Below are 22880 nucleotides of genomic sequence, written 5' to 3' on the forward strand. Positions count from 1 at the left end.
AGTTCAATGATGATCCGCACACTACTACTGACCTTATTCACCATTGCCCCAGCCTGGGCAGAGAACCTGACGGTGGCCGCCGCTTCGGATTTGAAGTTCGCAATGGATGAGATACTGGACGAATTTCACCTGCAGAACGCCAACCAGACCGTTAAGGTCGTTTATGGTTCTTCCGGCAGATTTCATGCACAGATTAAACACGGCGCCCCGTACGACCTTTATTTCTCGGCGGACATCGCCTATCCGGAACGACTTGAGGAGGCAGGGCTGGCAGCGTCTCCGGTTTATCCCTACGCCGTTGGCCGACTGGTCGTCTGGTCCAGCGCAGAGGGTGAGCCGCTGTCGCTGGCAGACCTGCCCCGAGCTGATATCAAGCGAATAGCCATCGCCAACCCCAGGCACGCTCCTTACGGACAACGCGCGCAGGAAGCCATGGAATCTGCAGGAATCTGGGATAAAGTCGAAGAGCGCCTGGTGCTGGGGAGTAACATTGCCCAGACGGCACAGTTTGTTGAAACCGGTAATGCCGATGCTGGCATCGTGGCGCTGTCGCTGGTGTTGAGCCCGTCACTGGCGGAGGTGGGGCGCTATTCCCTGGTGCCAGGCACCCTGCACTCACCGCTGAAGCAGGGCTTCATCATTACGCGTCGGGCTGCGGACAATGAGCTGGCCTGGCGCTTTGCCGATTTTATCAACAGCGACCAGGCCCGGGCGATAATGGATCGTTACGGATTCGAGTTGCCCGAGAACCCTTAACAAGCCTCCAGGGGCGCGTAGGCCAGCACCAGCCACTTGGCGCCTTCGTCGAAATTCACCTGCACCCGGGTGTGATGCCCCGTACCTTCGCTGTTCATCACGATCCCTTCCCCGAACTTCGGATGACGCACCCGCTGCCCCAGGCTGAAGCCGGATTGCGCCGCGGAGTCCTGACTGAACAGGCTTTCGTTGGGGCGCTCCAGCATCGCCGGTCGGCTGACGGTATTGCGCAACCGCACTTCCTGGATGCAGTCACCCGGAATCTCCCGCACAAACCGTGACAGGGCGTTAAACTTCTCCTGCCCGTACAAACGGCGGGATTCCGCGTAAGTAAGCACCAGCTTTTTCATGGCCCGGGTAATACCCACGTAGGCAAGGCGGCGCTCCTCCTCCATGCGCCCCGGCTCTTCCAGGGACATGCTGTGGGGAAACAGGCCCTCTTCCACACCGGCCAGGAACACCAGCGGGAACTCCAGCCCTTTGGCGGAGTGCAGCGTCATCAGCTGGACACTGTCCTCATGGGATTCCGCCTGGGATTCACCCGCGTCCAGCGCCGCCTGTGCGATGAACTCTGCTAACGGATCGACGCCGTCTTCCACCTCAAAATCCGACAGCGCGTTGACCAGTTCTTCCAGGTTCTCCACCCTGGCCTGCCCTTTCTCGCCCTTTTCACTGGCGTGGTAATCTTTCAGCCCACTGGCCTCAATGGTCTGTTTCATCAGGCCGTGCAGGGAGGCGTCGTCCACCATCTCTGACAGGTCGTTGATGATCTGCATAAACGACTGTAACCCGGTCTTGGCGCGACCTTTCATCAGCCCAGCTTCCAGCAGCCGCTCGGCGGCCTCCCACAGGGAAATACTCTGGCCCGTGGCCACTTCCCGCAATTCCGCCAGGCTTTTCGCTCCGATCCCCCGCGCCGGCACATTCACCACCCGCTCAAAGGCGGCATCGTCACGGCGGTAGTGCACCAGACGCAGGTATGCCAGGGCGTTGCGGATTTCCTGGCGGTCGTAGAACCGCAAACCACCGTAGACCCGGTAGGGAATGCCCTGGCGCATCAGTGCTTCTTCAAGCACCCGGGACTGGGCGTTGGAGCGATAGAGAATCGCAGATTCACTGCGCAGGTTGCCGTCCAGCGCCCAGCCGGAAATGGTGTCGGCAATGTAGTTGGCTTCATCCTGCTCGTTGAAGGCGGCGTACAGGCTGATCGGCTCGCCGTCCGGCCCGTCGGTCCACAACTCCTTGCCCAGGCGGCCCTGATTGTTGGCAATCACCGAGTTGGCCGCTTTCAGAATCAGTTGCGTGGACCGGTAATTCTGCTCCAGCTTGATCAGCCGGGCGTTGGGGAAATCCCGCTGATACTGCTGGATGTTCTCGATCTTGGCGCCCCGCCAGCCGTAGATGGACTGGTCGTCGTCCCCCACCACGGTCAACGGCACCCGGTTGCTGGCCAGCACCTGCAGCCAGGCGTATTGAATGGTGTTGGTGTCCTGGAACTCGTCCACCAGAATGTGCTGGAAACGGCTCTGGTAATGGGCCAGCAATTCCGGCCGGTGCAGCCACAGCTCATGGGAGCGCAGCAGCAGTTCGCCGAAATCCACCAGACCGCTTTGCTGGCACAGCTTTTCATACTGACGATAGACAACCAGCATGGTGGAGGTGAAGTGATCGCCGGGGTTCTCCTGGATGTGATCCGCCCGCAAGCCCTCATCCTTATGGCTGTTGATGAACCACTGGGCCTGTTTCGGCGGCCAGCGGCTCTCATCAATCCGCATCTCCCGCATCACCCGCTTGACCAGCCGCAGTTGATCGTCGCTGTCCAGCACCTGGAAATTCTCCGGCAACCCGGCGTCCTGCCAGTGCGAGCGCAACAGGCGATGGGCAATGCCGTGAAAGGTACCGAACCACAGGCCACGGGCCGGGATATCCATCATCTGTTCAATGCGGTAACGCATCTCCCTGGCGGCCTTGTTGGTGAACGTCACTGCCAGAATCCCGGTTGGCGGCACCCGATCCACCTGCATCAGCCACGCCATCCGGTGCACCAGCACCCGCGTCTTGCCACTGCCGGCCCCCGCCAGCACCAGCAGGTGGTCGTTCTGGGCGGTCACGGCCTCGCGTTGGGCGTCGTTGAGGGCGTCGATTATGTGGGAGACATCCATTGAAAAAGTCCGCTATATCCGGTGATTCGAGACGCAGAAGTATAACAGGGACAGTTTTGAGAGACCTCACCCCAAGGGGAATTCTGCATTTAACAACATTTTTCAAACAGGCCAGAGCAGGTCATGGCAAGGGATAAACGCGCGCAACGGCCCGCCTGAAACACTTTGAAACACCAGGATACAAACAAGTGTTTTAAACAGATGACTCACAAACCTACAATCCGCGCCTCTTTTACCCGGCTTACCGCGCCAAGGAAATGGACCCCATGCTCTCTGCCCTGAAGATTTCACATAAGCTCGGCTTGTTGGTAACAGTGGCAATCCTCGCCTTTCTGATCAGCCTGACCTTTTCGATTATCACTGACCGGAAAAACTCGTCACGACTTTCAGAGGTTAAAGACCGCCTGTACCCAACCCTGGAACTGACCACCATCAATCTCGGTCAGTTGCGGCTTATGGAGCAGCAGATCAACGGATCCGTCGCCACTGGTGATGATCAGCAACTGAATGAAACGGCCAGATTTAAAACGACCATATCCGAAAACCTGAAAAAGCTTTCCGTCCTGAACCAGGGGCTGTCCCGGGACGTTCGCCAGGTCAGTCAATTGCTCGACACCTATTATTCCGAAGCAACGCGGATAGCCAGCGCGATGATCGAGGGAACCGCGGATTTCTCGAGCATTGGCCGTGAAGCATCGGAAAATGCAAAGCGACTGGAAACGCTGCAAGACACTTTCTCCCGGATGCAGCAAGAAACACGCGCCCGATTCGAAGCTGAAATCAACCATACACTGCAAGCTTCCGCTGATGCCGGCACGGTCGCTGTCGGCATTCTGGTCACCGCGCTGGTCGTCATGATTGCATTGAGTCTGGTGATCGGTCGTTCAATCAGCACCAGCCTGTCACGCATCATTGGCTCTCTCCGCAACATGGCCTCAGGGGAAGGCGATCTCACATCAAGAATTGAGTACCAGGGACGTGATGAATTGAGAGAGCTGGTCGATCACTTCAATCTTTTCGTTGAGAAGCTTCACACATCCTTCGGCACTATTCGCAATGACGTAGCGAAGCTCAACACGGTATCCGGCCAGCTGGGAAGTACCAGCAGCAGGAATCTGGAACTCATCAGCCACCAGTCCCAATCCATTTCTTCCACCCGCAACTCTGTAGATGAACTGGTGATCAGCGTTGAGGAGGTCGCCGGTTTCGCCGCCAGCGCCTCTGAGCAAACCAGAGACGCCGCCAATTTTGCGACCTCGGGACAAGAGAAAGTTGAACGTAATGCCACGTCCATTCGCTTGCTGGTCAGCGAAATCGAATCCACCTCAGAACTGGTCAATCAGTTCGACGAATTCTCCACGAAGGTAGGCGGGCTCCTGGAAACTATTCAGGCGGTTGCCGAACAAACGAACCTGTTGGCTCTGAACGCAGCGATAGAAGCAGCGAGAGCAGGCGAGCACGGTCGCGGCTTTGCCGTTGTTGCAGACGAGGTCAGGGGGCTTGCCGTTCGCACCCACAAGTCCACGGAAGAAATTCAGGGTGTGATTTCAGAGCTGTCAAAACTCTCAACAGCCGCTGTTGAGTCCATGAACAACAGTGTCGGCCGCGCCCACGAGGGCGTCCAGGCAACGACGGAATCAGGCGAAATCCTGAACCAAATACTCACCAGCGTTCAGCAGATAAGCGGGCTCAACGAACAAATCGCCGCGGCGACCTACGAGCAAAGCACCACTTTCAATCAGATCACCAGCTACATGACCGATATGCACCGAAATGCCGAATCAGTCATGGAGAGCACGGATGAGCTGGATACCGTCAGTGAAGATATCCAGAAAGTCAGCCATGGCCTTCAGTCCGTCGCCAGCCAGTTTCGAGTTTAACTCCAGCAAAGGAACCTCCAGATGAAACTCTATTCGAGAGCATTGTGTCTCGCGTCCGCTATTGCCGTCGCTCCGGCATCGGCAAACGACAACACAGACGATGCCCTGGCGCGCATGCAGCAGCAGCTCAATTCCATGCAGCAGCAACTGAACTCCGCCCGGGATACCGGCGTTCGCTTTAACGGGTTCTTCAGTACCGGCTACGCTCGCGCCAGTAATGATGCCGGTTACGCCGGCATCACTGAAGAATCTGAAGTGAATGACCTCAGCCTGTTTGCGCTTCAGGGCACTTTCGAAGTGACCCCCAAAAGCGACATCGTCATGCAGCTGGTTGGTCGCGGCGCCGACGACTGGGACCCCCAGGTTGAATGGGCCTACCTGAGCCATCGACCGACCAATAACCTGCAACTGCGTGCCGGCAAGATGCGTATTCCGTTCTTCATGTACTCGGACTCACTGGAAGTCGGCTACGCCCAACCCTGGGCTCGCCCGCCCCAGAGCGTATACGGTCCGATTGCTGTGACCAGCTACGTGGGAGCAGATGCCAGTTACAACTTCAATTTTGAAAATTCATCGCTGACAGCCAACTTCTTTACCGGCTTTACGGATGAAGACGGCAACTCCGGTGATGTGCAGCTTCGCAATATTGCCGGCCTGAACCTGACCTGGACTGACTATGTCTGGAGCATTCGTGGTGTAGCCGCGACCGCTGAGGCAGATATTGATGCGACCAGGCTGGCAGCCCAGGCGCCCGCCGGAGCAAACGTCAACACCGTCCTGGCCGATAATGACCGTGGCAACTTTTACGGTATTGGCGCCAGCTACGATGATGGCAATTGGCAAATCATCAGTGAAGTGACCCGCGTAGAGCTGGACGGTCGATTTGCGGACACGGACTCTGCCTACCTTTCTGTCGGTCACCGTTTTGGCAGCTGGACACCCTACGTGGCATTTGGGTGGGTTGAGAGCAAGGATGACAATGAGCGTTCCGGGTTCGTCACCACCGCCGGCGGAACCGTACTGGCTCCGGAATCAATCCTTAACTTTCAACGCGAAGATTACAGCGTGGGCGCTCGATGGGATATCACCCCTGGCGTAGCGATCAAAGCGGACATCACCCATTCCCGCGGCTTTGACAAGGGCACAGGCAACCTGGACCCGGCCTATATTCTGGCAACGGGCACCAACAGCACCAACGTCTACACCATCAAAATTGACTCGGCATTCTGAGGAGGCCCCATGAAAAAGCTAAGCCTGTTATTTGCGGCCAGCTTGCTGGCCAGCCCTCTGGTGCTTGCAGAGGTTGTGATCATTGGTCACCCGGCCGGTCCTGACAGCATCAGCTCCAATGAAGTGCGCGATCTGTACCTGAACCGCAGCAAAGCCTTGCCGAATGGCCAAAGCGCCCAGCCGTTCGAACTTCCCGAAGGCAACACGGCCCGTGCTGAATTTCACCAGAAAGTGACCGGTCGGAACGACGCCCAGCTCAAGGCCTTCTGGTCCAAGCAGGTGTTTACCGGGCGCGGTCAGCCACCTGAGGAAGCTGGCAGTACGGCGGCGATGAAAGCTCAGGTATCTTCCACGCCTGGCGGAATCGGATACATCGACGATGCCGAAGTGGACGATACGGTCAAGGTTCTCCTGAAACCCTGAGGGCCGGCCCCGAAACAAGAAAAGGCGAGCCACGGCTCGCCCTTTCTGTGTCCATCATTGGGCGATCAGAAGCCTCTGGGAACTGTCTGGGCTTCCACGAATTCAAACAGACCTTCCAAACCACCTTCACGACCAATGCCGGACGCTTTCATACCGCCGAACGGCGCTTCCGGTGTCGGGCCGGTACCGGTGTTCCAACCCACGTGACCGAAACGCAAACCGGCCGCCACCCGCTGGGCGCGTTCAGCGTCGTTGGTGAACACATAAGAGGCCAGACCGAACTCGGTGTCGTTACCCGCTTCGATCACTTCCTCCTCAGTGCGGAACAGCGCCATCGGTACCAGTGGACCGAAGGTTTCCTCCCGGTAGCAGCACATATCCCGGTTCACGTCGGTTATCACGGTTGGCGGGAAGAACAGGTGGCCTTCACCCAGTTCCTCCGGCTTCTTACCGGCCACAAGACCTGCGCCTTTCTCGAGGGCATCCTCCAGATGGCGTTTGACCTTGTCGAACCCGGCCTTGTTGATCAGCGGGCCGAGGTCCACGTCTTCGGTCAGGCCGTCGCCCACGGTCATTTTGTTGACCCGCTCCGCCAGCTTTTCACCAAACGCATCAGCCACTTTCTCATGGATGAAAATGCGGTTGGCACAGACGCAGGTCTGGCCGCCACCGCGGAACTTGTTGGCAATCAGGTTGTCGGCAGCGGCATCCAGGTCGGCGTCATCGAATACGATGAACGGCGCATTGCCACCCAGCTCCAGGGCCAGTTTCTTCACCTGCTCCGCAGTATCCACCACCAGTTTGCGACCAACCTCGGTGGAACCGGTGAAGCTCAGCATCGGCACATCGGGGCTTTCGCACAGCACCTTGCCAATGACGCTGGCCTTGCCCATCACCAGGTTGACCATGCCGTCAGGCAGGTCCACGTGCTTGTCCATCAGACTGAACAGGGCAATCATCGTCAACGGGGTTTCACTGGCGGGCTTGATCACCGACGGGCAGCCGGCGGCCAGGGCGGCGGACAGCTTCTTGGCGATCATGCCGATGGGGAAGTTCCACGGCGTGATCAGCCCGGCCACGCCAATGGGCCGGTAGTGAACGGTCCAGGTGCAGTCCTTGGGCTTTTCGGCCAGGGTGTGGGCGTCCAGCGCCTGGATGTGTTTGGAGCAGTAATCAAAGAAGCCAGCAGCGTAATCCACTTCGCCCTGGGCTTCCTTCAGCGGCTTGCCGTGTTCCATACACAGGATGCGGCCCACTTCTTCCTTGTTTTCCCTGAGCGCATCGCGGATGCCCTCCAGCCAACGGCGGCGGGTTTCCAGGGTGTAAGGATTGGTCAGCCGAAGCGCGGATTTACCCGCTTCCACCGCCGCCACCACATCAGACTCCGGCATGGAGGGTAGGCTGGCAATGACCTTTCCCGTTGCGGGGTTGTAGACGTCAAACGTTTGGCCCTCGGCAGCATCAGACCAGCGACCGCCGATATAGCCAGTCAACTTTTCAAGCAGGGGTGACTCGATCATCTCGGCTCCTTTCATTCAATGATTAACGGTCGAAAAGCAGGGTTCCGTTGGTGTTTGCATCACAGCAGCATGACTCTCATAGTGGATGCAGAAACACGGGCTGTAAAGTAAGACTAAGGTGTTTTGACCACGTGATTTCTGCGCCTATACTCGAAGAACGATCAATTCAGGAGGCCGGCAAATGAAAGCATTTTTCCACCCTGCTCAGGACCAGCATATTCCCAAGACTTACTTTACCCGCGGTCAGATGCGCCAGCCTCAGGAAGTGCCCGACCGCACTGGTCAGATGCTGGATGGTCTGAAGGCCATGGGAGTTCCAGTACTGCAGCCGGCGGACCAGGGTGCAGGGCCGATCTCCAAAGTGCACGATCTCGGCTACCTGCGATTCCTGGAATCTGCCCACCGCCGCTGGATGGAGATTCCCGATGACTGGGGCGACGAGGTGATGTCCAATATCTTTGTGCGTTCACCCAACGCCATGAAGGGCATTCTTGCCGAGGCGGCCCGTTACATGGCGGATGGCAGCTGTCCGATCGGCGCCAATACCTGGGAGGCTGCCTATTGGTCAGCGCAAACCGCGCTGGGCGCTGCCGATGCCCTGATCGCCGGTGAGCGGATCTCCTACGCGGTGTGTCGCCCACCGGGCCATCATGCCCGCAAGGATGCTGCCGGCGGCTTCTGTTACCTCAACAATGCCGCTATTGCCGCCGAACACATGAAAAGCCGGTTCCCGCGCCTGGTGATACTCGATACGGACATGCACCACGGCCAGGGCATTCAGGAAATCTTCTACGACCGCAGTGACGTGCTCTACATCTCGATTCACGGCGACCCGACCAATTTCTATCCAGTGGTCAGCGGGTTCGAGAACGAGCGGGGGGAAGGTGAAGGCTACGGCTATAACATCAATATGCCGATGCCCCATGGTTCGTCGGAAGAGGATTTCTTCGACAAACTGGACGAGGCCCTGGCGGCCATCCGTCTATTCCAGCCGGATGCACTGGTACTGACCCTGGGCTTTGATATCTACAAGGACGACCCACAGGCCAAGGTGTCGGTCTCCTCCGAAGGCTTTTCCCGCATCGGCACCCATGTCCGCCAGACCGGCCTCCCCACCCTGGTGGTGCAGGAAGGCGGTTATGACCTGGATACCCTGAGCGCCAACGTTCAGCAGTTCTTCAAGGGCATCGAAGGGTAACGATCAGGACGCCGGGGCATACACCTTGATGTTGGTATGCCCCTCAGCCTTCAGGTGGCCGGCGTGCATGCGACTCATGGTGCCACGGTCACAGTACAGCAGGTACTGCTTCCCCTGAGGCAACGATTCGATCTGCTGATTCAGCTCGTAGAAAGGAATCTGCAGCACTTCGTTGTTGGTCATCGTCAGGGGTGACTGCTCTCCCTCGGACGGATGGCGTACATCGATGATGACATCGTTGACGTCCGGGGTATGCACCAGCTCCACCTCTTCCGGCGTGGTGGTGGTTTCCAGCAGACGGGCAACCGGTGTTTCTTCACGGTTGTCGATCGCCTGCTGCAGCACCGTCGCATCCATTTCAGCCTCGTCTTCCTCCACCCGGTGCAGTTTCGCCCGGGTAGCCGGCTTCTGGGAAATCACGCCACAATACTCCGGCATGGTACGGGCGTAGGGCTCGGTGCCGATCTCCTTCGCGATCCGGATGATGCTTTCCTTGTCCATGGAGACCAGGGGCCTGAGCACCACCTCGTCACTGGCGCGATCCACCACATTGAGATTGGTCAGGGTCTGGCTGGAGACCTGGGCGACCGCATCACCGGTCACCAGACCCACGGCATTGCTCTGCCGGGCGATGTCCGATGCCGCCTTCAGCATCTGGCGCTTGAGCACCACGCCCCAGTGGCGGTGATTGACCGACCGCATGATTTCGCCAATAACGCCATCGAAGGGCACGGAAATGAACTTGGCGCCATGGGATGAACCGTAGCGCTCCCAGATGTAATGCGTCACCTGGCGAACGCCCACTTCATGGGCCGTACCGCCCAGATTGAAGAACAGGAAGTGGCTGCGAAGGCCCCGGCGCATCATCAGATAGGCGGCCACCGATGAGTCATACCCGCCGGAGACCAGCGTCATCACGGTTTCCACGCTACCCAGGGGATAGCCACCCAGGCCCCGGTGTTTGCGGTGAGCGATGTGATAGCGGTCGTCCTGAATCTCGATACGGACCTCTACCTGGGGAGCCTTCAGATTCACCCCCTGCGGACTGGAGGCCTGCACCAGTGCGCCGCCCACGTGCCGCTCAAGATCAATGGAGCGAAAGTCGTGCTTTCCATGACGCCGCACCCGCACTGCAAAGGTCTTGCCGTTGATGCGCTCGGCAAACGCCTCTACGGCCTTGTCCGCCACATCGTCCATACTGACAAACGGGAACACGGCTATTTCCTGGATCGTGGAGATACCCGGGATGCGCATCAATTCGTCAAGGACCACGCTGGAGAGTCCCCGGCCATCAGGGACTTCCACGGTCACACGGTCCCAACTGCCATCCACCTGGATGTCGCTGTCCTGACGCGACAGCACCTTGCGGATGTTCTGGCGCAGGTGCCGCATTTGCTGGCGACGTACAGGTTTGCTTTTAATGGCGACTTCCGCCGCAGGACGAATCAGGAGTTTCATATATCAGAATTTTGTCGGGTGGCGTATTGGAAAGAATAGGCCTAGTCTAACGGTTTTGACGGATGCCTCAAAATCAGGCATTGCCGTAACACCATAATCAACGACCCGCAGGGCCGACCATTACACCCACTCCGTACAATGTTCAGGAGCCATACTGTTCATGACAGAACCGACCATCAATGCCCTGGTATCACCCGAGGGCAGCCTTGAGATTCTTTCCAACCACGAAGTCAACCGACTGAAAGACAGGAGTGAAGGTGGTCTTTACCGACTCTTCCGTCAGTGTGCCCTGGCGGTTCTGAACACCGGCGTTGAAACCGATGACTGTAAGACCCTGATGGAAGCTCACGCGGACTTTGATGTGCGCCTGGTACCACAGCCACGGGGCCTGAAACTGGAACTGGTGAACGCCCCGGCCCATGCCTTCGTGGATGGCGAAATGCTGAGGGCCATTCGCGAGCACCTGTTCTCGGTGTTGCGGGACATTATCTATTCCTACTCGATTCCGCAGTCAGCGGCCGGCTTTCGGCGGGACGATCCCGAAGATATCACCAACCTGATTTTTCACATTCTGCGCAATGCGCGGGTCCTGCAGGCCGGCCGCCTCCCGGATCTGGTGGTGTGCTGGGGCGGTCACTCCATCAACCAGCAGGAATATCAGTACAGCAAGGAAGTAGGACATCAACTCGGCCTGCGGGCGCTGAGCATCTGCACCGGTTGCGGCCCGGGCGCCATGAAAGGTCCGATGAAGGGCGCCACCATTGGTCACGCCAAGCAGCGGGTGAAGAACGGTCGCTACATCGGTCTGACCGAGCCGGGTATTATCGGCGCCGAGGCGCCCAACCCGATCGTCAACGAACTGGTGATCATGCCGGATATTGAAAAGCGCCTTGAAGCTTTCGTGCGTACCGGTCATGGCGTCATTGTCTTCCCTGGCGGCGTCGGTACCGCCGAGGAGATTCTCTATCTGCTGGGCATTCTCCTGCATCCGGACAATGCCGACCTGCCCTTCCCGGTGGTTTTCACCGGCCAGCAGGAAAACGCCGAATACTTCGAGATGATCGACCAGTTCATCCGCAATGCCCTGGGTGACGAGGCCGCCAGCAAGTATGAAATCATCATTGATGATCCGGGGCGGGTGGCGCAAACCATGAAGGACGGCATGAAAGAAGTGGAAACCTTCCGCCGCGCCATGCAGGACGCCTATTACTTCAACTGGATGCTGAAAATCGATCCGGTGTTCCAGCTACCCTTCGAACCCAATCATGAAAACATGCTGGCACTGGAACTGCACCGGGACCAGCCGGTGCACATGATAGCCGCCAACCTGCGCAAGGCCTTCAGCGGTATTGTGGCGGGGAACGTCAAGGAAAGCGGTATCAGACAGGTGCAGCAAAAGGGGCCGTTTGAAATTTCCGGTGACCCCAATCTGATCAAGCCCCTGGAGGCCATGCTTGAGCAGTTCGTGGCCCAGGACCGGATGAAACTGCCCGGTTCCAGTTGCTACAAACCCAGCTACCGGATTGTCAGCGGGGCGGCCTGAACCGGCCCGCTGAGCCCCCGAAGGTATTGCCCGTGATTACTGGCCACCTGCGGGCAAGCTGGCGTAATAAGCCGCCAGATTGGCGATGTCCTCATCGCTCAGGCTCATCGCCTGGCCCTGCATGATGGCTGCCTGACCACCGGAACGCTGCTTGTTTTTATAGGCTTTGAGGGCTGACACCAGGTACTGCTCGTTCTGACCCGCCAGGTTCGGATACCCCGGAATGGCAGCAATACCGTTTTTCCCGTGACACGCGGCACAGACAGCAGCCTTGGCCTTGCCCGCTTCCGCATCGGCAGCGGCAACCAGGGCCGGAGCCATGGCGCCAAGTACAAACAAACCGGCAATGGTATAGTGTTTCAAGCTCATTAATTTTACCCTCTCATCGTTTTTATATACGGCGTCCGAAGAACATCAAACTGCGTGAACTTATAGCACAGAGCCTTCAAACCTCAAATGCGTTATGTCAAGGCAATGCGGAGACCTGAAAATGCCCATAAAGGCCCAAGAACTCGAATGCCTGGAAGGCCGCATCGGCCTGATCACCCTGGATTCACCCGCCACCCTGAACGCGCTTTCCGGAGACATGATCGATGCCGCCCAGACCACTCTTGACCGTTGGGCCGACGATGACCGGATTGCACTGGTAGCCTTGCAGGGCGCGGGGAGCCGGGCTTTTTGCGCAGGCGGTGACATCCGCCAGTTATACGACGCCATGACCAGCACCGATGAGTCCGTTCCCACTGCGGACTTCTTCGCCCGTGAATACCGGCTGGACTATACCCTTCATCGCTTCCCGAAACCGGTGATCGGCATCGGCCATGGGGTGATTATGGGCGGAGGCCTGGGCCTTCTGAGCGGCTGCCGTTACCGGCTGATCACTCCGGACGTCACCATGGCCATGCCGGAAATAGCCATTGGTCTGTTCCCCGATGTGGGCGCCAGCTGGTTCCTCAATCGTCTGCCCGGGCGACTGGGGCTGTTCATGGGGCTGACCGGATGCCGGCTGAACGCCTCCGATGCCATACGGGTCGGCCTGGCGGACATGGTGGTTCGTCCGGAAGAGCAAACGTCCCTGCTGGAGCGCTTGCAGAACGAACGCTGGACCGGGGAGTCGGCAGCGGACGACAACCGGCTGTTCCGCTTGCTTAACCAGTTGGATGGTGTGGATTACCGGTCCCTCGGCTCCGGCGAACTGGCGAACCATGAACAGGCCATCGCCAGACTGGGTGCGGGTGACGACCTGGCCGCCATTGTCGACCGCCTGATCTCGGCGGACATCAACAGCGACTGGTGGGAAAGCGCTGTCCACAACCTGAGAACCGGATGCCCGGTGTCTATGTGGCTGGTGTGGCACCAGCTCAAACGCGCGCAACAGATGCCGCTCAAGGACGTCTTCCGGATGGAACTGGCGATGGCCGCCGAATGCACCCGTCGCCCGGATCTGGCGGAGGGCATACGGGCACGGATGGTGGACAAGGACCACAACCCCAGATGGTCATTCAACACGCTTCAGGAGGTGCCGGAGGAAGTGATCGACGCACACTTCCACCCGGAGTGGGATGACGAGACCGATCCGATGACGTTGGGATAATCGCCAACCAGCCACCTTCGTGCGGTCATTCTCTGAATGGAGACGTAATGAATCCAAAGACGCCTCTTGGCGGCCTGTTGCTCAGACTCTTCCCGTTCCTGGCATGGCCCGCGCCCACCAAAGGCCAGATAAGAGCAGATGCCATTGCGGGCATAACCGTTGGCCTGGTATTGGTGCCCCAGGCACTGGCCTATGCCCAGCTCGCCGGCATGCCTCCGGTCACCGGCCTCTACGCTGCCTTGCTGCCCGGCATTGTCGGAGCGCTGTTCGGATCGTCCTCTCTGCTCGCGGTAGGGCCGGTTGCACTGACAAGCCTGCTGACCTTCGCCGCCCTGCAACCATTGGCCGCCGCAGGCTCGCCAGAGTGGATCGCCATGGCGATATGGCTCGCCGTCTATTCCGGTCTGATGCAGTTTTTCATGGGCGCCTTCCGGATGGGCATTCTCGCCAATCTGGTATCAAACGCGGTCGTCCAGGGTTTCGTCAATGCCGCCGCGGTTATCATTATTATTTCCCAGTTGCCGGCGCTATTGGGCTTTGCCTCCGGCGCTGATGGCCACTGGTTGTCACACATCACCCAAGCGTGGCGGGATGAACCTGTGCGCCTGGCGGTGACCGCCGGTTTCGGCGTGGGTACTGTGCTGGCCCTGGTTGCACTCAAACGGTTTTCTTCACGGCTGCCCGGTGTGATGATCGTGTGCCTGATTGGGGTCGCAGCGAGCCTGCTGGCAGGGTTTGACGGACTGGGTGGCGCCATCGTCGGCTCCATCGACAGTGGCCTGCCGGCGCTGACACTGCCTTTCACCCTTTCACTGGATCAGCATCTGGCTCTGTTGCTGCCAGCTGCCATTATCGCCCTGATCAGCTTTACCGAGGCGATGTCGAGTTGCCGTACCATGTCCCGGATAACAGGCGAATCCTGGAACCGCAATCAGGAGCTCATCGGCCAGGGCCTGGCAAAAATAGCCAGTGGCTTCAGCGGCGCCTTTCCGGTCAGCGGCTCCTTTTCACGCACCGCACTGAACGCCTACAGCGGCGCCAAAACCGCCAGGGCAACCCTCCTGGCATCGCTGATCGTGCTGATTTCCCTGTTCGGACTGACGGAGCTGTTGTATCACCTGCCCACGGCGGTCCTGGCCGCCATCATTATCGTGCCGGTCACCCAACTGATCGATATCCGGTCACTGACCCGACTCTGCCGGGACAACCCCAAGGACGGCTTTGTTGCGCTGGTCACACTGATCGTGACCCTGGCGACCGTACCCAATCTGTATTGGGGAATCCTGGCGGGAATGGGCGCCTCCCTGCTGGCCTTCCTCCACCACCACGCCATTCCCCGCATCATTGAACTGGGTGTCCATGAGAGCGGCGGATTTCGCGACCGAAAACTCTACGAGCTTCCGCCGATTGCCGAAGGGGTGCTGGGCGTGCGCATGGACGCATCACTGACCTATCTGACCGCCCCGATGCTCGAGCGCTACATCCGCAAAAAAGTAGACGCCGATCCGGACATTCGAGTGCTGCTGATCTCGGCATCGTCACTGAACCAGGTGGATTCCACGGGGCTCGACACGCTACGAGATATCTGGTCTTTCCTTGACTCAAGAGGCATCACGCTTTGCCTGTCCGGCCCCAAACTTGCCGTCCGGGAAGCGCTTTCACGGTCAGGGCTCTCACAACTGATCAGGGAAGAACATATCTATGCCACTGATGAGAAGGCCATTGACTCACTGACCTGAGCCCGGTGAACCCGAGTATGGCCGATCTATAACGTTGCACCCGCCTGGATCAACAGCATTTCCAGGTCACGGTTGCCATTTTCCCGGGCCACATCCAGGGCAGTCATGCCATCCCCGGACCGGTAGTTCACGTCAGCCCCTGCCGCCAGCAACATTTCCGCCGTGAGCATGTCGCCACTGTCGACCACGTGCATCAGCAAGGAGCGGCCGCCCTGGCTGACGTTGACATTGGCGCCGGCCGCCAGCAGCACCCTGACCACCGACAGATGGCCATTTCTGGCAGCCCGGATCACCGCCGTGGAGCCGTCCGCATCCGTGGCATTCACTTTGGCTCCGGCGGACAGGAATAACTCAACCAGCCGACGGTTGCCGTTCTGTGCAGCGACCATCAGCGGCGTCTCACCGCCGTCATCCGTTGCCATCGCTGCCCTGACCTCCGGGCTGATGCCCGTCTCGGGATCGGAGGCACAGCCGGCAGCAAACAGGCTGAAAACAAGGGATAGAATGAATACGGGATGAACGGCGCCAGCTTCCTTGGCCATGATAGGGTCTCTGTCGGATATTATTGCCCGTATTCTGGGCAGCTCTGGCGGGCAATTAAATCGAGCCGGTCACAAGTTCCGTGACTGTTGCAGGAGTTTGCCCGTCAATTGGCGTAACCGGGTCTCACCGTCCTTCTGTCCACGACACAAACCGGCGTGCTGGAGTTCGGGCCAGGACCAGCCCTGAATCACCCGACGACACCACAGATCCGCATCGTCACTCACGGCCAGAATGCTGGAAAAACCCTGCGTCAGACTGACTTTCCGCAAAACCGGAACCGTCAGTTCAAAGCCACGGTAGCCGTCGGCAAAGCTATGGAGGTCCCGAACATCGTCCTCACTCAATGCGGCGCTGGTCGCCAGCTCGGCCGTCATCAGCCGCAACACCCCCGGCTCCATATCCCGCCAATTCAGGGGAACCAGCGTCGGCCAGTGTTCCGACAGCCGGTCGTTGAGCTTTGATACCAACGCCCGGGCGCCATCCGAGGTGCCAACCAGCATCTGGACCGGATACTCTCCGCTGCTGGCTTCGCGCTTCATGCCGGCGCGGACAAGGGTCAGTCCGGCTCGTTGCCAGAAACGGATCAATGCCTCACTGCCCCCGAAACTGGTGCCCAGACCATCGTAACCGGCAGCCCCGGCATACTCGGCGGCACTGGCCACCAGTTGCTTGCCAAGGCCACGAAACCGGCACTGTTCGCTCACCGCGATCCGCACCACACGCAACCAGGAGCGGGACGCCGCTTCCGCAAAGCCACTGTGATTGGCCAGGGACTGCGGCAACAGGTGCCCCCGCAGACGACGGCTGCCGCGCATCACCTGTCCGGCCAGTTCCGGAGACAAGCCACCCTCACGGGCGGCCCACAGCACTCCCGCCAGCTGGCCGTTGATCGTCAGTCGCCAGCTGATAGCGTCCGGATCATCCACCCACTGGCGCAAATCAGCGGGTGTGGTCCGATAGTGGGCATTGATCAGCAGGCCAAAGGCTTCCGCCAGATCCTGCTCGCTGGCGTGGGCCGGTGACCAGCGCTCAATGCTGACCTCCCCGGACTCCGGCACCTCGGCCGGGGCATCCGCGTCCAGCAGGAAAAGTCTGGCAATCAACGGTTCCAGGGGGTCGGAACCGGACCAGCGTATCGGGGTTTTGAGGGTGGTCTTCCGCCACTGGGGCGTTTGTGTGTCGAGCACCTTTCGGAAGCGGATGGCAAAGCCCCGGCCGGCCCCTTCATAGCCGTGAACGGTCGACGCAAACACCACACGAGGCCAGCCCAGCAGTATCCGCGCCAGGCGGTTGGCGGGAATGGCGGCGGCTTCGTCGACCATCACCAGTTCCGCGTCTGGCTTCCCGTCCAGCAATTGATCCGGTGTCAGGTAACTGAGCCGACCACCATTGGCGAGAACAACATCCCCTTCCGGGGTGTCCGTATAACCGGAATCACCCGCAGCCAGGCGGGCATGGCGGAACAGGGTTGCCACGGATTCCTCCGTTGGCGCCGTCACCATCACCTGACGCCGCCCCTGTTCCAATAACTTGATGGCCGCCATGCCCAGCGCGGCAGACTTGCCCCGCCCCCGATCCGCGGTAATCACCAGCGGGCGCCGCCGGCGCCCCTGCCCGGTCTGCACCAGATTATCAACGAGGCGTCGTTGATCCCCGGATTCCATGATTTCAAACGGGGTTTGCGGCACCGGCACCGCCGGTAAATCAACTACTCCACCCTGCTGCGGATTTACGCGGATGACATCGGGTGAGCTCGCCAGAAGCTCGGACATCCGGGCTGCAAAAGGGTGATCATCCGCGCCATCCAGTCCGGTACGGCGATAATCCGGATCGTCAAAACCGGCCCATTGAGCCAGGGGTGGCATCAACCAGAACAGCAAGCCACCCGCTTTCAGGGTGCCCGCCAGCGCGGCGAGACTGTCCGGCGGATTGCCGTGCCAGCCATCCCACACCACTAAATCCAGCTCCCGCCCGAGCCATTGCCGGCCTTCAACCGGGCGGATAGCACACAACTCGCTACAGGGGGACTCGTCGGCAGGGCCGCTCCAGACACCAGCCAGAGCGTCACCTTCCGGCCACCGGTCAAACAGGGCCCGCAACCAGGCCACGGCGGCCTGACGGTCGCCCTCAATCAATACCAGGCGACGGTGGCCGGCCGCCATCAACTGCTTGCGAAGACGCAGCCAGGCAGCTCCATCCACGGGTTCTGATGTCTGATTCAATGACACAACCTCTGCTTAGCGGACTCCAGATAACTCAGGCCCGCCTCATGCCCCTGCCGGTAACCGGTATCCAGGTACGCCTGCTTTCGGGTCAGTCGGCCCACGGGGAAGTCTTCAGGGGGTGCAATCACCCTAATACGACAATCTTCGGGCGGGTTGAGAATGAAGGTCAGGGTGGCGTTGTATCGCTCCGCACGATGGAGTGAGGCTTCCGCCAGTGCCGGATAATCACGGAAAATCCGCTGGGAAACAGACGGGAACCTGGACGGTTTCTTGCGGTAGCCAAGGGGCCGGGACAGCACCACGGTAATGTCCCTGGCACCATCCTCGTAGGCCTTGATGACCGGAATGGAATCCGCCAGACCGCCATCGGTCATGGGTTCGCCATTGACGGTTGGGTAATCACGAAAGGCAATGGGTATCGAGCAGGAGGCGGTGAACACATCGTGCAGGTTGTGTTCATCAATCCGGAAATAACAGGCTTCGCCCGTGCGGATCGAGGTCGTCGTCACCCACAGCTCGGTGTCCCCCTCCAGATATTTCCGAAGGTTCAGCGGCACGTCTGAAAAGGACTGGTGCCACAGCCAGTGTACGTCGCACAAATGCCCACCGCGGATAAACCGCGCCCAGTCAATGAATTCGCGCTGGCAGGCATGGCCCGTAATAACTTTCCGGCTGCGGCCGTGATCACCCGACAGGTAGCTGATCAGGTTGGTGGAGCCCGCAGAAACGCCATATGCCCGTGCAAAGGGCTGAAATTCATGCTCGAGGAAGGCGTCAAGGACACCGGCAGCGAAGATACCCCGCATGGCGCCACCTTCGACCACCAGAGCCGGCGATGTTTCGGTTTCACTCATGGCATGTGTGGCAGGTAGGTCGGATGTCATCATAGCGATGCATTTTATCAGAAATGACCGTGATAACGTCCGCCTTTACGCTATCAGAACAGGAAAAGGCCGGTACAATACGCACCATGCCAACCCGACCCGACATACCCGAAACTACCCGCTTGCCGGACTTCCTCACCGACGAGCAGCGCGCCATCATCACTGCAGGCTATGAGCATTCGGTGATTACCGCCGTGGCCGGCAGCGGCAAGACCTCCACCCTGGCCTGGCGCATTCGCTACCTGCTGGAACAGGGCCACGATCCCGACCGCATGCTGGTGCTGATGTTCAACCGCAGCGCGCGGGCGGATTTCGAGCACAAGCTGCAGGAAGTCACCCGGCATCAGGGCCTGGCGACGCCGGAAATCCGCACCTACCACGCCATGGGCCTGCGACTGTACAAGCGGTTCGTGCGGGAGGGCTATCTGCCGGGGTTCTCCGACAAGATCCTGAGTGAGCAGGAAATCAGCTATCAGGCCTGGCAACTGACCCGGCGACTGGCACCGGAGGACCTGGCCGATGACATCCGCCGCAACAAGAAAGACTTTGTGGAAACCGCCACCAGTTTCATCGATCTGGTGAAAACCACCCTGTCACCGGTGGACGTGGTCTTCGAGGAACTGGGGTATTCCGACAAGCATCGCTACCTGATCGACCTGTTCCACAGCTTTGAGCAGTGGCGCAAAGGCCAGAGTCGCATCAGTTACGCTGACATGCTGTATGAACCGGTGATGGCGATTCACCAGAACCCGCCGTTGCAACGCCTGGTGGGCAACAAGATGGACCTGATCCTGGTGGACGAATACCAGGACACCAACGAAATCCAGCACCTGCTGCTGCGTTACGTCGCCGGCGAACGGGCCCGCGTCACCGTGGTCGGGGACCCGGACCAGACCATCTACGAATTTCGCGGCGCCAAACCGGAGTTCATCCTCAAACGCTTCAGCGACGAATTCGAAAGCCCGCTGGAACAGACCCTGAGCTACAGCTTCCGTTACGGTCATCAGGTGGCCCTGCTGGCCAACCACCTGATCTGCCACAATACCGGTCGCAAGGACGTGCTCTGCCACTCCCACCCCTCCACGCCGGACACCGGTATCGCCCTGCACGAGTCCGGCAGTGACAGCGACACCGTGTTGGAGATCCTCCAGCAGCAGGCTGCCGAGCAACGGGCAGACACCGCCATTCTGTTCCGGGTCTGGAGCCAGAGCGTACCCATTGAGCTGAAACTGTTGGCCCGACAGATCCCTTACCGTATCGACGCTGGCAAGGGCGCCCTGTTCAGCCGTGAAATTCAGGCGGTCGGCGCACTGCTGACGGTTATTGCCGGAAAGCTGGAAAAACTGCCGCCGGAGGATCGCCTGACCGTGGCGCGGCAACTCCTGCGCTTTCCCCATGTTGGTCTGAAGGAGCCGGAACTGGAGCAGCTCGCCAGCTTCCTGTCCGGTTTCGGCACCGGCTGGCACGAACGGCTGCTGGCGCTGGACTTCGATGCACTGGCACCCATGGCGGCAAAAAAACTGCGTAAACTGGGCGAGGTGCTGGCCCGTCTGCTGGGCTACCGAGGACCGGTGTCCAATGCAATTGCGGTCTACGCCGAACACACGGATCTGTACGAGGGCATCCGCAGCCTGGCACTGACCCACGAAGCTGCGGATGAGCGTATCGATACCATCCACGGCTTCCGCGACTACCTGAAAGGTCTCGACGTGGATGCCAGCGGCGCCCTGCAACACCTCAAGGCCCTGAAAAAACAGGCCAGCGAGACCACCAGCCACGGGGTACTGCTATCCACCATCCATCGCACCAAGGGGTTGGAGTGGCCCATCGTCATCCTCCCCGGACTCCAGGAAAAATACCTGCCCTACAGTCCCCGGGCCGAAGATGATCCCCGCGCCTTTATGGAGAGCGAACGCAGACTGCTGTACGTAGCCATGACCCGGACACGGGAACAACTGCACCTGATCACCCGTCCGGCCAGCACCCAACCTCACCTGGATGGCGACCTGGGCCCCAGCCGGTTCATCAACGAACTGTGCTTCCCGTTGTCCGCGGAGTTTGGCGCCTGGCTTGACCAGAGGTCTGACGACGACACCGATGCCTTCCGGGCGAGCTCACCGCTGACGCCGGTTGCCAATCGTTATGCGGACCGCGAAGCGGTGACACTCGAAGGGACGCAGCAGGATCCCAAAGCCAGTGGTGCACCACTGTGGGCCCGGGAGCGGCTGAGCCACGCCATATTCGGTGAGGGGGCGGTTATCTCGGAAGACGACAGCGCGTTTGAAGTACGCTTCGATTCCGGCGAAACCCTGAACTTCAGCAAAAAAAGCGCGCATCTGTACTTCACCGTCGTGGCCTGATCAGCCAGATCCGTTTGTGGCAGGCCATGCGTACAATGACGGTCGTGTAACTTTTTTTGTTTTTTTGAAACCTGTCACGTAAATTCAACGTCAGGAAACTTGAAGCAACTCTCACAAGTCGCTGTTAACGATAACTGAACAGGAGGTTCTGCATGAACATCATGCGCCCACTTGCCGTGGCCACTCTGGCTGCATCCCTTGCAACTCCGGCTCTGGCCGACGATCAGCAATCTCTCTATCTCAACCCGTTCGCCGCTTACCAGCTGTTTGATGACAAGCGCGACCTGAGTGAGACCGGCACCTTTGGTGTCGGTGTAGAGTACCGGTTCCTTCCGAACTGGGCGGTCGAAGCGGTTTACTCCCGTGCCGATGCCGATCGTAAATACCGCCCCGGCTCTTCCGACTTCGACGAAATCCGTCTCGACGGCACCTACTACTTTGCCGGTCAGGACGAAGCCTGGAACCCATATGTTTCTCTGGGTGCCGGCCACGCCGATTTCGGTGATGACGTGCTCGCAGTGCAAACCGCCGGTTCCGACCACGACGAGACCCGCGTCAACGTGGGTGCAGGCGTTCGTTATAACGTCAGCGATCTGGTATCCATTCGCGGTGACCTGCGCGAATTCCACGGCATCGATGAAAGTACATTCGATACCCAGGTATCCCTGGGCCTGAGCCTGGCTTTCCACCGCACCACGTCGGAGCCGAAGCCTGCTGATGCCGATAACGATGGCGTAGCGGATAATCGCGACCAGTGCCCGGGTACCCCTGCAGGGGCCTCTGTGGACAGCGCCGGATGCGAACTGGACGGTGACAACGACGGTGTTGCGGACAGCCGCGACGAATGCCCGAACACTCCGGCCGGTGCCAGCGTCAACAGCAAGGGCTGCGAACTGGACAGCGACAACGATGGCGTGGTTGACAGTAAAGACCAGTGCCCGGGCACCACAGCCGGCGCCGAGGTTGATTCAACCGGTTGCGAAGGCGTGACTGAAACCGTGGAAACCATTGAGCTTCGCGTTCAGTTCCCCAACAACAGCTCGGTGATCGACAACACCTACGATTCGGAAATCCGCAAGGTCGCCGATTTCATGGCCGAGCATCCGGAAACGTCCGTGGAAATTGCCGGTCACTCCGACAGCACTGGTGATGCAGCCTACAACCGCGACCTGTCCCAGCGTCGTGCCGAGGCGGTTGCCGATCGTCTGACCCAGTCACTGGGTGTGGATGAAGACCGCGTCAGTGCCACCGGGTACGGTGAGGCAGAGCCGATTGCCAGCAACGATACGCCGGCAGGCCGCGCCCAGAACCGTCGGGTTGAGGCCCGTATCCAGGTTAGCCGCTGATTAACCAGTAAGCTATCCT

General features: G+C 59.4%; 17 protein-coding genes. 10 read left to right on the top strand and 7 right to left on the bottom strand.

Features of this window, described 5'->3' with window-relative positions; genetic code table 11:
* Positions 1-6: 6 nt before the first annotated feature.
* Positions 7-756: a molybdate ABC transporter substrate-binding protein gene (gene modA / locus ACJO3M_RS18870; protein WP_407002927.1), complete on the top strand. Its 750-nt coding sequence runs from the start codon at positions 7-9 to the stop codon at positions 754-756.
* Here the strand turns inward: modA and uvrD are convergent.
* On the bottom strand, positions 753-2918 hold the full coding sequence (gene uvrD / locus ACJO3M_RS18875) for a DNA helicase II (RefSeq protein WP_407002928.1): 2166 nt from the start codon (positions 2916-2918) through the stop codon (positions 753-755). The two genes, modA and uvrD, sit on opposite strands and share 4 nt — an antisense overlap.
* A gap of 266 nt (positions 2919-3184) precedes the next feature.
* On the opposite strand from uvrD, the gene ACJO3M_RS18880 reads away from it, so the two are divergent.
* Genes ACJO3M_RS18880 through ACJO3M_RS18890 form a run of 3 tightly spaced genes read left to right on the top strand, consistent with a single transcriptional unit; the run spans position 3185 to position 6451 of the window.
* Positions 3185-4798, top strand: a complete 1614-nt coding sequence (locus tag ACJO3M_RS18880) for a methyl-accepting chemotaxis protein (RefSeq protein ID WP_407002929.1) — start codon at positions 3185-3187, stop codon at positions 4796-4798.
* Between the two features lie 21 nt (positions 4799-4819).
* Positions 4820-6028 carry a hypothetical protein gene (locus ACJO3M_RS18885; RefSeq protein ID WP_407002930.1) on the top strand — a complete coding sequence of 403 codons (1209 nt, stop codon included), beginning with the start codon at positions 4820-4822 and terminating at the stop codon, positions 6026-6028.
* Positions 6029-6037: 9 nt separating this feature from the next.
* Positions 6038-6451 (top strand): type 2 periplasmic-binding domain-containing protein, encoded by a 414-nt coding sequence (locus ACJO3M_RS18890; protein ID WP_407002931.1) that lies wholly within the window; start codon positions 6038-6040, stop codon positions 6449-6451.
* A 65-nt stretch (positions 6452-6516) separates the two neighbouring features.
* Here ACJO3M_RS18890 and ACJO3M_RS18895 read toward each other — a convergent pair whose 3' ends face one another.
* Positions 6517-7971: an NAD-dependent succinate-semialdehyde dehydrogenase gene (locus ACJO3M_RS18895; RefSeq protein ID WP_407002932.1), complete on the bottom strand. Its 1455-nt coding sequence runs from the start codon at positions 7969-7971 to the stop codon at positions 6517-6519.
* A 181-nt stretch (positions 7972-8152) separates the two neighbouring features.
* Here ACJO3M_RS18895 and ACJO3M_RS18900 point away from each other — a divergent pair, with 181 nt between their 5' ends.
* Positions 8153-9169: a histone deacetylase family protein gene (locus ACJO3M_RS18900; protein WP_407002933.1), complete on the top strand. Its 1017-nt coding sequence runs from the start codon at positions 8153-8155 to the stop codon at positions 9167-9169.
* 3 nt (positions 9170-9172) lie between these two features.
* Here the strand turns inward: ACJO3M_RS18900 and thiI are convergent, their stop codons facing one another.
* Positions 9173-10627, bottom strand: a complete 1455-nt coding sequence (gene thiI / locus ACJO3M_RS18905; protein WP_407002934.1) for a tRNA uracil 4-sulfurtransferase ThiI — start codon at positions 10625-10627, stop codon at positions 9173-9175.
* Between the two features lie 160 nt (positions 10628-10787).
* Here thiI and ppnN point away from each other — a divergent pair, with 160 nt between their 5' ends.
* Complete coding sequence (gene ppnN, locus ACJO3M_RS18910; protein WP_407002935.1) at positions 10788-12170, top strand: nucleotide 5'-monophosphate nucleosidase PpnN; 1383 nt, start codon at positions 10788-10790, stop codon at positions 12168-12170.
* Between the two features lie 36 nt (positions 12171-12206).
* Here the strand turns inward: ppnN and ACJO3M_RS18915 are convergent, their stop codons facing one another.
* Positions 12207-12539, bottom strand: coding sequence for a c-type cytochrome (locus tag ACJO3M_RS18915; RefSeq protein WP_407002936.1), 333 nt, complete (start codon positions 12537-12539; stop codon positions 12207-12209).
* Between the two features lie 121 nt (positions 12540-12660).
* Here ACJO3M_RS18915 and ACJO3M_RS18920 point away from each other — a divergent pair, with 121 nt between their 5' ends.
* Positions 12661-13764 carry an enoyl-CoA hydratase/isomerase family protein gene (locus tag ACJO3M_RS18920; RefSeq protein WP_407002937.1) on the top strand — a complete coding sequence of 368 codons (1104 nt, stop codon included), beginning with the start codon at positions 12661-12663 and terminating at the stop codon, positions 13762-13764.
* 47 nt (positions 13765-13811) lie between these two features.
* Positions 13812-15503: a SulP family inorganic anion transporter gene (locus ACJO3M_RS18925; protein ID WP_407002938.1), complete on the top strand. Its 1692-nt coding sequence runs from the start codon at positions 13812-13814 to the stop codon at positions 15501-15503.
* Positions 15504-15529: 26 nt separating this feature from the next.
* Here ACJO3M_RS18925 and ACJO3M_RS18930 read toward each other — a convergent pair whose 3' ends face one another.
* From ACJO3M_RS18930 to ACJO3M_RS18940, 3 genes are all read right to left on the bottom strand, one after another.
* A complete protein-coding gene (locus ACJO3M_RS18930) occupies positions 15530-16045 on the bottom strand; it encodes an ankyrin repeat domain-containing protein (protein ID WP_407002939.1) in 516 nt (171 codons plus the stop codon).
* A 69-nt stretch (positions 16046-16114) separates the two neighbouring features.
* A complete protein-coding gene (locus ACJO3M_RS18935) occupies positions 16115-18274 on the bottom strand; it encodes a tRNA(Met) cytidine acetyltransferase TmcA (RefSeq protein WP_407002940.1) in 2160 nt (719 codons plus the stop codon).
* Complete coding sequence (locus tag ACJO3M_RS18940; protein WP_407002941.1) at positions 18265-19125, bottom strand: patatin-like phospholipase family protein; 861 nt, start codon at positions 19123-19125, stop codon at positions 18265-18267. The genes ACJO3M_RS18935 and ACJO3M_RS18940 overlap by 10 nt, the downstream gene beginning before the upstream one ends.
* 116 nt (positions 19126-19241) lie before the next feature.
* On the opposite strand from ACJO3M_RS18940, the gene ACJO3M_RS18945 reads away from it, so the two are divergent.
* Both ACJO3M_RS18945 and ACJO3M_RS18950 read left to right on the top strand, forming a co-directional pair.
* Entirely contained in the window at positions 19242-21515 is a 2274-nt protein-coding gene (locus ACJO3M_RS18945; protein WP_407002942.1) for an ATP-dependent helicase, read from the top strand.
* 152 nt (positions 21516-21667) lie between these two features.
* Positions 21668-22861, top strand: a complete 1194-nt coding sequence (locus ACJO3M_RS18950) for an OmpA family protein (protein ID WP_407002943.1) — start codon at positions 21668-21670, stop codon at positions 22859-22861.
* Positions 22862-22880: the final 19 nt, after the last annotated feature.

The organism is Marinobacter alkalisoli (assembly GCF_045449795.1).
In the GTDB taxonomy this organism is placed as follows: Bacteria; Pseudomonadota; Gammaproteobacteria; order Pseudomonadales; family Oleiphilaceae; genus Marinobacter.

Bases quoted from the DNA above. Each gene is read 5' to 3' on its own strand.
- modA (WP_407002927.1), top strand. From the start codon at position 7: ATGATGATCCGCACACTACTACTGACCTTATTCACCATTGCCCCAGCC.
- uvrD (WP_407002928.1), bottom strand. From the start codon at position 2,918: ATGGATGTCTCCCACATAATCGACGCCCTCAACGACGCCCAACGCGAG.
- ACJO3M_RS18880 (WP_407002929.1), top strand. From the start codon at position 3,185: ATGCTCTCTGCCCTGAAGATTTCACATAAGCTCGGCTTGTTGGTAACA.
- ACJO3M_RS18885 (WP_407002930.1), top strand. From the start codon at position 4,820: ATGAAACTCTATTCGAGAGCATTGTGTCTCGCGTCCGCTATTGCCGTC.
- ACJO3M_RS18890 (WP_407002931.1), top strand. From the start codon at position 6,038: ATGAAAAAGCTAAGCCTGTTATTTGCGGCCAGCTTGCTGGCCAGCCCT.
- ACJO3M_RS18895 (WP_407002932.1), bottom strand. From the start codon at position 7,971: ATGATCGAGTCACCCCTGCTTGAAAAGTTGACTGGCTATATCGGCGGT.
- ACJO3M_RS18900 (WP_407002933.1), top strand. From the start codon at position 8,153: ATGAAAGCATTTTTCCACCCTGCTCAGGACCAGCATATTCCCAAGACT.
- thiI (WP_407002934.1), bottom strand. From the start codon at position 10,627: ATGAAACTCCTGATTCGTCCTGCGGCGGAAGTCGCCATTAAAAGCAAA.
- ppnN (WP_407002935.1), top strand. From the start codon at position 10,788: ATGACAGAACCGACCATCAATGCCCTGGTATCACCCGAGGGCAGCCTT.
- ACJO3M_RS18915 (WP_407002936.1), bottom strand. From the start codon at position 12,539: ATGAGCTTGAAACACTATACCATTGCCGGTTTGTTTGTACTTGGCGCC.
- ACJO3M_RS18920 (WP_407002937.1), top strand. From the start codon at position 12,661: ATGCCCATAAAGGCCCAAGAACTCGAATGCCTGGAAGGCCGCATCGGC.
- ACJO3M_RS18925 (WP_407002938.1), top strand. From the start codon at position 13,812: ATGAATCCAAAGACGCCTCTTGGCGGCCTGTTGCTCAGACTCTTCCCG.
- ACJO3M_RS18930 (WP_407002939.1), bottom strand. From the start codon at position 16,045: ATGGCCAAGGAAGCTGGCGCCGTTCATCCCGTATTCATTCTATCCCTT.
- ACJO3M_RS18940 (WP_407002941.1), bottom strand. From the start codon at position 19,125: ATGAGTGAAACCGAAACATCGCCGGCTCTGGTGGTCGAAGGTGGCGCC.
- ACJO3M_RS18945 (WP_407002942.1), top strand. From the start codon at position 19,242: ATGCCAACCCGACCCGACATACCCGAAACTACCCGCTTGCCGGACTTC.
- ACJO3M_RS18950 (WP_407002943.1), top strand. From the start codon at position 21,668: ATGAACATCATGCGCCCACTTGCCGTGGCCACTCTGGCTGCATCCCTT.